The sequence below is a fragment of the Methanobrevibacter sp. genome (assembly GCF_045220775.1).
Classification (GTDB): Archaea; Methanobacteriota; Methanobacteria; order Methanobacteriales; family Methanobacteriaceae; genus Methanocatella.
The window spans coordinates 19,971-29,908 of the sequence record NZ_JBGUWC010000103.1 but is presented as its reverse complement, the minus strand read 5'-3'; the positions used below and the strand labels follow the sequence as shown (position 1 = coordinate 29,908).

The following is a 9,938-nucleotide window of genomic DNA, read 5'->3' as shown; positions in this document are numbered from 1 at the left end:
TGTAAACGATGCCAAATACCAATCTGAAACTGTAAATAACACTGTAACAGTCAATGCTGACGGTTTAAGCATTACTTCCAGTGATGTTAACCTGACCTACAAAGACGGTACCGCTTATGAAGTTCAATTAGTGAACTCTGATGGTGATGCAGTTGCTTTATCCGGTCAAATAATTAAAATCACTGCTAACGGCATTGTTTACAACAAGAAAACAGATGCAAACGGTATTGCAAAACTAACAATCAACTATATGCCTGGAACATACCAATTAAAAGCAGAATACAACGGTGTTGAAATAGTAAACAACGTAACAGTTAACAAGGCATAAAATAAACGTATAAATTTAGAATTAGGCTTATTTCATAAGCCTAACATTTTTCTTTTTTTTAGAGTTTTTATATAATTAGCTATATATCACTCATAATTTGTGATTGATTTTTTTAAGTATTTAAATAATTTTAAATATGAATTTCTTAAAAAAACATGATAAAGAAAAAAATTAAAAATGATATTTTCGGACACTTTTTATCTTCTTGGAAATTAATTTTAGGCTTGATTATTCTTAATGGTCACCCATCATCTTAACTTTTAAGAACATTATTATTTAATATTTCTAATTATCATGTGATTTACACATGGTTTTTTTTAACTTGGTCTACATCAAAGTATAAAAGTTTAAATACTTTTTAGTTTAATTATTCTTAAAGGTGATAATATGACAAACCTCGATAAAGCAACTGAAGAAGAAATTTTGGCAATTGTCGAAAAATACCAGAAAGAAAACACAAAACTACTGAACTACTTAATAACCGATGATGAGATTACATTTTTCTCACCAATCGCAAACGGTAGTGAAATAACTGCAAGCGATTTACAAAAAGTTGCCGACATTCTAAAAGGATCTTTTGAAGGTATGGAAATTGTAAATCAGGAATACAGATTCAAATTCAAAATGGGTATTTAAATACTCATTTTTTCTATTTTTTTAACAAAATTGATTTCAATTTGTAAAATTGATGTCAAAAAATACTTATTAATTTAAATAACATGAAATTAATACCTATTTTTGGAAATAACTTATTGTTATTCCGAATTAGTTTTTGGACTAATTGAATTACCTTCGCACCAGTCAATATTTGGGGATTTTTTCCCCATTTATTGATATTAAATTTTTAAAAAAACAGGTGTCGAATGGTGGAGGGTAATTTACTTGTTTTTAATCCTCCCTAGAACTCAATAGAGGTGAAAAAATAGGTATTACAATAAATATTTATAATTATTTGGTTATTTATATTTTTGTGTATTTGTTTTTCAAACACATTAAAAACAAGTAACGATTGAAGTGAATATTTAATAAAGTTTTTAGAAGATATGACAGTATCTTCCCAACCTGTTTTCTTTATTAAATCACTTCAATCACTTTAATTAATAATAGTAAACACTTTTATAAATAAGTTTCTCTTTTTAAATACTCTTGAGTGAGCTTGCATTCGCTCATGCACTTTGTACAGCCCAATCCATTTTTATATTGGTCAATAATATATTCGCCGCAGGCTTCAATATCAATAATGTCTTTTCGGTTAAGTCTGTCATTCCATTTTTGAGGGTTTATTGCTTTAACTGGGCATGCATTTTGACAGTTTTCACATTCATCACACTCGGAATCGGTAATTGGTGTTCCGAATTCGAGCGGCATGTCGGTAAGAATAGCTCCAAGTGCAACCGCAGAGCCATATTCGGGGGTCACGAAAAGTGCAGAACGTCCAATCCATCCAAGCCCTGATTTGGTGGCTATGGTCTTATAGGGTAAAATGCTCAGCAACTTTTCCATGTCACATTCGTTGCGGGCCATTGTCAGGGCAAATGCATTATATCCGAGATTTTTAATATATTCCTCACCTTTAAGGGCAATGTCTGTCAATATGGCAATCTGTTTGTGGAATGACTTCCAGTAATCTTCATAATCCTCATCTATAACCAATTGTATTGTTTCTTTTGGGATTTTTAAAACAAGGCTTATTCCATTTGGCAGATCAACAAATTCGCTGGCAAGTCCTTTGACATCAGCGTAACCAACTTTGCTAGCACCCAACTTCAGAAGATATTTTTTAAGTTCATCCATATACTTACTTTTATAAACTATTAAATAAATAATTATTGTAGTGATTTGATGAAAGATATAGATGTTTTAATTGAAGCTTTGCCTTACATTAAAAAGTTTCATGACAAGAAGATTTTAATAAAGTATGGTGGACATGCAATGGTGGATGATGAAGCGAAGTCATCTACAGCTCGCGATACTGTTTTACTCAAATATGTGGGAATGAAACCTCTTATTGTTCATGGAGGAGGCCCGGATATTTCAAGATCAATGGATAAGCTTGGAAAGGAACCTAAATTCATTAAAGGACTTCGTGTAACTGATGAAGAGACCATGGAAATCATTGAAATGGTATTGGTCGGTAAAATCTCAACCGAAATCGTATCAGAACTCATTAAACACGATGGCCAGGCAATAAGCTTATCCGGAAAAGATTCAAGTTTAATATTTGCCCACAGAAAAGGAGCACACAAAGTCAATGAAGAAATTGTTGATTTGGGTCTCGTCGGCGAAGTTGACTGCGTAAATACAGATTTGCTCGACATGTTTTTGGAGAATAATTACATTCCAGTGATTTCTCCTGTAGGAATTGCAGAAGACGGAACCAGTTTAAATTTGAATGCCGATACTGCGGCAGGTGAAGTTGCAAGTGCTATCGGTGCTGAAAAATTAATTATCTTAACTGATGTTCCTGGTGTTTTAAGAGATCCATCAGATCCGGATTCATTGATTCAAAAAATCAGAGTCAGCGAAATTCCAGCTTTAATCGAAGAGGGTGTCATATCTGGCGGTATGATTCCTAAAATCGAAACCTGTGTTAAAGCTATTGAAAATGGCGTTACCTCTTGTCACATTATTGACGGACGTAAAAAACACTCATTGCTTTTAGAAATCTTTACCACTGAGGGTATTGGAACTATGATTTTTAAATAATCATAGTTACTTTTTTTATTTTTTTACAATTTTTTAATTAAAAATCATTTTACTATATTTAAATCATTTTTAAAGAATTAATAACTGTTTATTTTATATATTAATGATTTATACATATTTATTGTAGGTTTTGACCACTTAGATAAGAATACATTAACATATGTTTTGAGTGGTTTAATGAAATTAAAATCTGAATTCTTAATACAAGTAACTTTGGAAATTATTAAAATCATTATTATGATTTTTAAATAATAATTTTTGGGGTAGTAATTAGTTGTTGAATACAAAGGAAGGAGTTTGGTATTTTTTCTCTAGTGGTATCCTCCCTACTTTCGTATCAAAAAAATTTATATATTATTTTGATATAATTTAATTTAACGAACCACTCGTTAAAAACTATGTTAAATTAATGGGGTTAGAATCATCTATTCTAGCTTCATTTCTTTAAAAACTATTTTTTCTAATTTTTAAACATTTCCCTGAGCTCTCTTCTAAGCAATTTCCAGCCATTCACTCTTGGAAGCTCATCCAATTCATAGATTTCACGAGGAACTTTATATCTTGATAGATTCTCATGCGCATAGCTGACCAATCCTTCGGAGTCATTTTCATTTTCCCAGACAACAGCCGCAACCGGGATTTCCCCTCTGTGACAGTCAGTTATACTGAAAATAGCTATTTCCTTAACTGCAGGATATTTTATCAATACCTCTTCAACTTCGGTCGGATAGATTTTCCATCCGCTCATCACAATCATGTCCTTTTTACGGTCGGTAATGAACAGACGATTGTCCTCGTCAATGTATCCGATGTCTCCTGTCAGGAACCATCCGTCATCTAAAAATGACGCTTTTGTCTTTTCCTCATTTCCCCAATATCCTTTTGCAACGGCAGGTCCTCTAAGGGCAATTTCACCCTGCTTATATGCTTCCAAGGTTATTGATGCGTCATCCTCATCGACGATTTTCACTTCAGAAAAGCAAACTGGATGGCCTACACTTTCGAATCTGTCTGCTTCACGGTAATCTTCCGGTCTGATTACTGTTCCGGTCCCGATTACGATGGTTTCTGATAGTCCGTATGCGTTTATGATTGGTATTCCATAGGTTTCATGGAAGTCCTTCCATATCTTTTTGTGCAGTGGCCCTCCGCCGGATATGATTTCACGGACAGTTTTTAATTGTTCTCTCTTATCCATTGTAGTCAGTGAGTGTATTACCGGAGGCATTCCGGTCAAGACTGTAACTTTCTCCTTTTGGCACAAGTCCAGGTATTCGTCCAAGTCAAACTGCTCAACCATGATGTAATAGGCAGCAGCCCTTAATGCTGATATTGACCATGAAAGGCCAACGTGCGCCATCGGATAGATTCCAAGATAGACATCATCCTGCTTTAAGGTCAGCACATCACATTCATTGTGGATTGCTGTAAAGTAGTTTCCATGGGTCAGCATTGCACCTTTTGGTTTTCCGGTTGTCCCTGATGTGTATTGGAGTTGGCATAAATCATCCCAATCGGTATTTTCGGCGGGCAAGACTTCACAATCCTTAAAATCAGAAATGTTTTTTGGAATATAAGTGTTAATGTCAATAATGTTTTGAGCTTCATTATCTGTAATCATTAATGTGGCCTTTGAGTCGCTTACTATGTACTCGAGTTCGGCTGCGGTAAAGACCCTGTTTGCTGGTATTGCTATTGCTCCTACTCTCCATATTGCAAATAGTGAAAATAAGTATTCTTCAGAATTTTTTAAGTATATTAAAACCCGGTCTCCTTTTTTGATTCCCAAATCTTTTAGGTTACGTCCGATTTCTGAAACAATTGACAATATTTCACCGGAATTATATTTATTCCCGGTTGTTGGGTTGTATAATACATTCTTGTCCAATCGTTTTGAATTTGCATCTAAAAAAGTAGTAATATTTAACATTAGATTAACTCCTTAACAATAGCTTTTGTAACATCCATTGTACAAGCATCCCCGCCCAAATCGGGGGTTCTGATCTTGCATTCAGCTATTACCTTTTCAACGGCATTTTTGATATTGTTGGATATTTCCCATTCGCCCAAATAATCAAGCATCATTGAAGCTGATAAAATCATGGAGCAAGGGTTTGCAATATGCTTTCCGGCGATATCTGGTGCTGAACCGTGAACAGGTTCAAATAGTCCGTTATGATCTCCAATATTTCCGGATGGAGCGAGGCCTAATCCTCCAACGAGTCCTGCACTTTCATCTGACAGGATATCTCCAAATAGATTGCTTGAAACAATAACGTCGAAGTTTTGGGGTTGTGTAATCAGGTACATTGCCATTGCATCAACATAATAGTCTTCAGTGGTGATTTGAGGGTATTGTTTGGCTACATTGTAAAAGCTTTCTTTGAAAACGCCATCGGTCTTTTTCAATACGTTGCTTTTGTGGACGCAGGTGACCTTGCTTTCGCCCCTTTTAAGGCATAAGTTAAAGGCGGCTTTTGAAATTCTTTCGGATGCTTTTTTTGTGATGTGCCTTTCAGCAATCATTTTATTTTCATCGCCATATTCGACTTGTGAGTAAAGCCCTTCGGTATTTTCCCTAACTATTACGAAGTCAATGTCATCACGAATGCAGTCAACGCCCTTATATGACTTTATTGGTCTGATATTAGCGTAAACATTGAGCTCTTTTCTTAAATTGATGATTGGGCTAGGTTCTCCTGGTGTTGATGTGGATGCTCCAAATAGGACTGCATCACTATCGTTGGCTATTCTGATGGTTTCTTCAGGCAATGTTGTCCCGTTTTTGTTAAAGCACTCAAAACCCGCTTCACCGTATTCAAAACTAAATTCCAAATCAAGATTGTCAAGCAGATATTCGCATGCCTGCATTACTTCTTGACCTATTCCGTCTCCACTTATGATTGCAATTTTATACATTATTCTCCCTTGAATACAATATTGTTCGTATACTTATAATATTGATTTAATTATATTTAAGTTAGTTTTAAAAAATTTGTTCGTATACTATCGAAATACTTTTATATGTTAATGTTTAATAAATAAGTAATAACATATTTAATAATGGATTTTCCTTGTTGAATTTAGTGAGGGGATAAAAATGGCAAGAAGTATTGACGAATTAATTGAATTGTTAAACGACAAAGATGATTTTGTTGTTCAAGATGTTATGGGAGAATTGGAATTAAGGGCTGATGAATCATTAGATCCGTTAATATCTGCTTTGTCCAGTAGGAAAAAACAAATCAGGTTAAATGCTGCTACTTTATTAGGAGCAATAAATGATCCAAAAGCAATTCATCCTTTAATTTTGACCTTAAAAGACAACAACAAATTAGTTAGAAGAGAAGCATCCACTGCACTATCCCGTATGGGAGAGCCTGCTGTCGATCCTTTAATCGAAACTTTAGGAGATGAAGATTGGAGAGTAAGGGGAGCAGCTGCATGGGCGCTTGGAAACATTGGTGATGAAAAGGCTATTCCTGCACTTGAAAACTTGCTTGACGATGAAAGCGGTTTTGTAAAAGCTGGTGCACAAAGTGCAATAGCAACTATTCAGAAATAGATTTTCTTTCTCACTTTTTTCTTTTTTATCTTTTTAACATAAATTAATTTTTTTCACTTTTTTAACCTATTTTTAATTATTTTCTAAACATTGTTTAATAATTTTTAATTTTTACTTCATTTTTTCAGAATTTTTATTAGTCGGAAAACGTTTTCCAACACATTTATATACTTGTATTGTTAAAGTATAATACGGAAGTTACTTTCCGACTAATGATTATGATTATGGAGGTTTAAAATTGTGCGGAATAGCTGGATTAGTTTATAAAGATAAAAAATTACATAACATTGGAAATGACATGACAAACATGCTTCACCAACTGCAACACAGAGGGCCTGACTCAGCGGGATACTCAATCTACGGTGGAACAGGTTTGGCCGAAAACGAATACATCTTAAATATTCAAGTAAAAGAAAGCGAAAAACTGCTCGATAAAGTAAAAGATGTAATCAATTTTCAGACTCCAATTCAAAATGATGCCATCATACCTTCCGTTGGAGATTCATTCATTTACAAATGTAAAATATCTTTAGATGAGTTTTGCCAGCTAAAACCCCTAATTACAAAAATAGACACAATCGATGATGTAATTGTACTTAACGGAAGCCACGACTTTGAAATGATAAAAGATGTAGGCTCCGTTTTGGACATCGCAGAAAGGTATGATGTAAGGTCAGTCAAAGGAACCCATGCAATCGGCCACACCCGTTTTTCAACAGAAAGCGGAGTGGACAGATACCACGCACATCCTTTCCAGACATACATCGTTCGTGACATTTCAGTTGTCCACAACGGACAGATTACAAATTACTGGAAAATAAGGGATCCTCTTGAAAGAAAAGGACATACATTCGAAACATTCAATGATACAGAATGTCTGGTTCACTACATTGCAGACAAACTGGCTACCGGTTACAGCTTGGAAGAAGCACTGGAACAATCCGTTGAAGACATGGACGGTCCGTTCTCTTACATTATCGGAACTCCGCAAGGAATAGGCATTGCAAAAGACAAATTAGGTCTAAGGCCTGGAGTGATGGCAGAAACCGATGACGTGTTTGCAATAGCATCAGAAGAAGTATCCCTAAGGGAAGTAGTCGACACACACCATGTAGAGCAAATCTCTCCAGGTGAAGTAATGGTATATGAGATATAGGTGATTTTGATGGAAGTTTTTGAAATAGATGCAGAAGAGTTAACTCCCCGTGAAATTAACTCACAGCTAAAAGACGCAGCAAGCGAATATGATAAAATCATTATTAGAAATCCCAATGCAAAACATTACCTCGCCGCAGGAGTAACCGATGATGTGGAAATTGAATTTGACGGCTCTGTAGGATACTTTGCGGGATGCATGTGCGATAAGCCAAAAATCAAAATCAACGGTAATGCGGGATGGTTCGTTGGAGATAATTTGACCGGCGGGGAAGTCGTCGTTGAAGGGTCTGCCGGTGACGGTGCAGGCCAAGGAATATATGATGGTTATGTTGTTGTAAAGGAATCAGTAGGTTCAAGAACTGGTGAAATCATGAAAAACGGTACAATAATCATTGGAGGAAACTCCGGATTCATGACTGGAATTTTCATGATGGGAGGACGCATCATCATCTTGGGAGATGTTGGAGATGATGTGGCCGAATCAATTATTCGTGGAGTAGTCTACGTTAGAGGGAAAGTAAAAAGTTTAGGTTATAATGCTAAGTTTGATGATATGACCTTTGAAGATTCACTTGAAATCGAAGAGGCATTATCCAAATTCGATATTGATGTTGACGATTATTCAGGATTTAAGAAAATAGTTCCAAAAAGTACAAGGCCATTCTATGGTCACTAGGAGTGTGAAGTATGCCATATAGAGTTGAAAGAAATCCGGATTTATGTAAAAAAAATTTTGGACGTCCAGGATGCTGCTGGTATTTATGTGATGATAGGGATGAAAAAATCTGCGGAAGATGTTTTTCATGCTTTAACAATTGTCCTCATGGAGTTTATGAAATCATTCAAGGTGATCCCTACCCATTGAATCAGGAAAAATGTGTAGGCTGCAGAATCTGTCTTGAAATGTGTCCAAACAGGGCAATTGAAGTAAACGCAATTCCAGAAGATGCAAGACAAGGTTGGGGATTCCCGGACATTGTCGAAATCGTAAGGCAATCACAGACAGCATCATACAAACTCAGAAGTACCGGTGCATTAAGGCGCATTCCGGACTTCGATGACTTGGTTGTAATTCCAGCTCAGGTGTCAAGGCCTCCTATCGACAAATACAGGGAACCTTGTGGAACAGATGTTGTTTTAGGGGACAGGTTTGCAGAAAATCCTCTTAAGCTTGACACTCCAATCATGATTGGGGCAATGTCATTCGGTGCTCTATCAAAAGAGGCAAAAATGGCTTTAGCTATTGGTTCTTCACTGGCAGGAACAGTAACAAACACAGGTGAAGGAGGAATGCTTCCAGAAGAAAGAGACCTTGCTGATAAGCTCATTGCCCAATATGCATCAGGAAGATTCGGCGTATCTGCCGAATATTTAAAACAGGGTGATGCAATTGAAATCAAAATAGGTCAGGGTGCAAAATCAGGTATGGGAGGACATCTTTTAGGTGAAAAGGTAACTGCTGAAGTATCTAAAATCAGAAACATTCCGGAAGGATCCGATGCGCTTTCTCCTGCAAGGCACATGGATATTGTAGGTCCTGAAGATTTAAGTATGAAAATATCACAATTACGTGAAATTACCGATTGGAAAGTACCGATTATGGTTAAATTTGCTTCCGGTAAAGTTGCATCCGATGTAAAAATCGCAGCAAAAGGCGGAGCGGATATAATCGTAGTGGACGGTATGCAGGGAGGAACCGGGGCAGGTCCGGAAGTAATCATGGAACACTCCGGTATTCCTTCTGTCGCATCTATTGTAGAAGCGGACATGGCATTGAAAGAAATTGGTCTAAGGGATCAAGTAAGCTTGGTTGCTGCCGGTGGTGTCAGGTCAGGTGCTGATTTGGCTAAAGCTATTGCGCTTGGTGCAGATGCAGTATACATCGCTACAGCCGCTTTGATATCAATCGGATGCAGGGTATGTCAAATGTGTTATACCGGAACATGCAGAAAAGGTATCGCTACACAGGACTTATCCTTGAGACATCGTTTGGATTATAAGGAAATGGGTAAAAACGTAGCAAACTACATTAACACAATGACAGATGAAGCTTGTATGTTAGTCCAGCAAGCAGGTAATACCCATATTACTAAACTTGAAAAAGAGAATTTAAGGTCACTCACCTTGGAGGCATCAGCATTGACTGGTGTTCCTATGGCAGGTGTGGGTAGGATTTAGAGG

At 36.4% G+C, this 9,938-nt stretch carries 9 protein-coding genes and 1 pseudogene; 7 read left to right on the top strand and 3 right to left on the bottom strand.

All coding sequences use genetic code 11. The annotated features are described in order from the left end of the window. Both ACJROP_RS06610 and ACJROP_RS06605 read left to right on the top strand, forming a co-directional pair. Positions 1-328: pseudogene (locus ACJROP_RS06610) on the top strand (hypothetical protein); the annotation flags it as partial. Between the two features lie 387 nt (positions 329-715). Further along, positions 716-964, top strand: coding sequence for a hypothetical protein (locus ACJROP_RS06605; RefSeq protein ID WP_406534689.1), 249 nt, complete (start codon positions 716-718; stop codon positions 962-964). 480 nt (positions 965-1,444) lie between these two features. Here the strand turns inward: ACJROP_RS06605 and ACJROP_RS06600 are convergent, their stop codons facing one another. Then, positions 1,445-2,122: a hypothetical protein gene (locus ACJROP_RS06600; RefSeq protein ID WP_406534688.1), complete on the bottom strand. Its 678-nt coding sequence runs from the start codon at positions 2,120-2,122 to the stop codon at positions 1,445-1,447. Between the two features lie 48 nt (positions 2,123-2,170). On the opposite strand from ACJROP_RS06600, the gene argB reads away from it, so the two are divergent. Continuing rightward, entirely contained in the window at positions 2,171-3,034 is an 864-nt protein-coding gene (gene argB, locus ACJROP_RS06595) for an acetylglutamate kinase (RefSeq protein WP_406534687.1), read from the top strand. A gap of 460 nt (positions 3,035-3,494) precedes the next feature. On the opposite strand, the gene ACJROP_RS06590 is transcribed toward argB, so the two are convergent. Continuing rightward, positions 3,495-4,964, bottom strand: coding sequence for a class I adenylate-forming enzyme family protein (locus ACJROP_RS06590; protein ID WP_406534686.1), 1,470 nt, complete (start codon positions 4,962-4,964; stop codon positions 3,495-3,497). After that, entirely contained in the window at positions 4,964-5,953 is a 990-nt protein-coding gene (gene aksF, locus ACJROP_RS06585) for a homoisocitrate dehydrogenase (RefSeq protein WP_406534685.1), read from the bottom strand. The genes ACJROP_RS06590 and aksF overlap by 1 nt, the downstream gene beginning before the upstream one ends. 181 nt (positions 5,954-6,134) lie before the next feature. Here aksF and ACJROP_RS06580 point away from each other — a divergent pair, with 181 nt between their 5' ends. The 4 genes from ACJROP_RS06580 to ACJROP_RS06565 all read left to right on the top strand — a co-directional run bounded on the left by ACJROP_RS06580 (position 6,135) and on the right by ACJROP_RS06565 (position 9,935). Then, positions 6,135-6,599, top strand: coding sequence for a HEAT repeat domain-containing protein (locus ACJROP_RS06580; protein WP_406534684.1), 465 nt, complete (start codon positions 6,135-6,137; stop codon positions 6,597-6,599). 238 nt (positions 6,600-6,837) lie between these two features. Continuing rightward, entirely contained in the window at positions 6,838-7,755 is a 918-nt protein-coding gene (locus ACJROP_RS06575; protein WP_406534683.1) for a glutamine amidotransferase family protein, read from the top strand. 9 nt (positions 7,756-7,764) lie between these two features. Continuing rightward, complete coding sequence (locus ACJROP_RS06570) at positions 7,765-8,433, top strand: tributyrin esterase (RefSeq protein ID WP_406534682.1); 669 nt, start codon at positions 7,765-7,767, stop codon at positions 8,431-8,433. Positions 8,434-8,444: 11 nt separating this feature from the next. Beyond that, positions 8,445-9,935: a glutamate synthase-related protein gene (locus ACJROP_RS06565; protein WP_406534681.1), complete on the top strand. Its 1,491-nt coding sequence runs from the start codon at positions 8,445-8,447 to the stop codon at positions 9,933-9,935. The last annotated feature ends 3 nt before the right edge of the window (positions 9,936-9,938 follow it).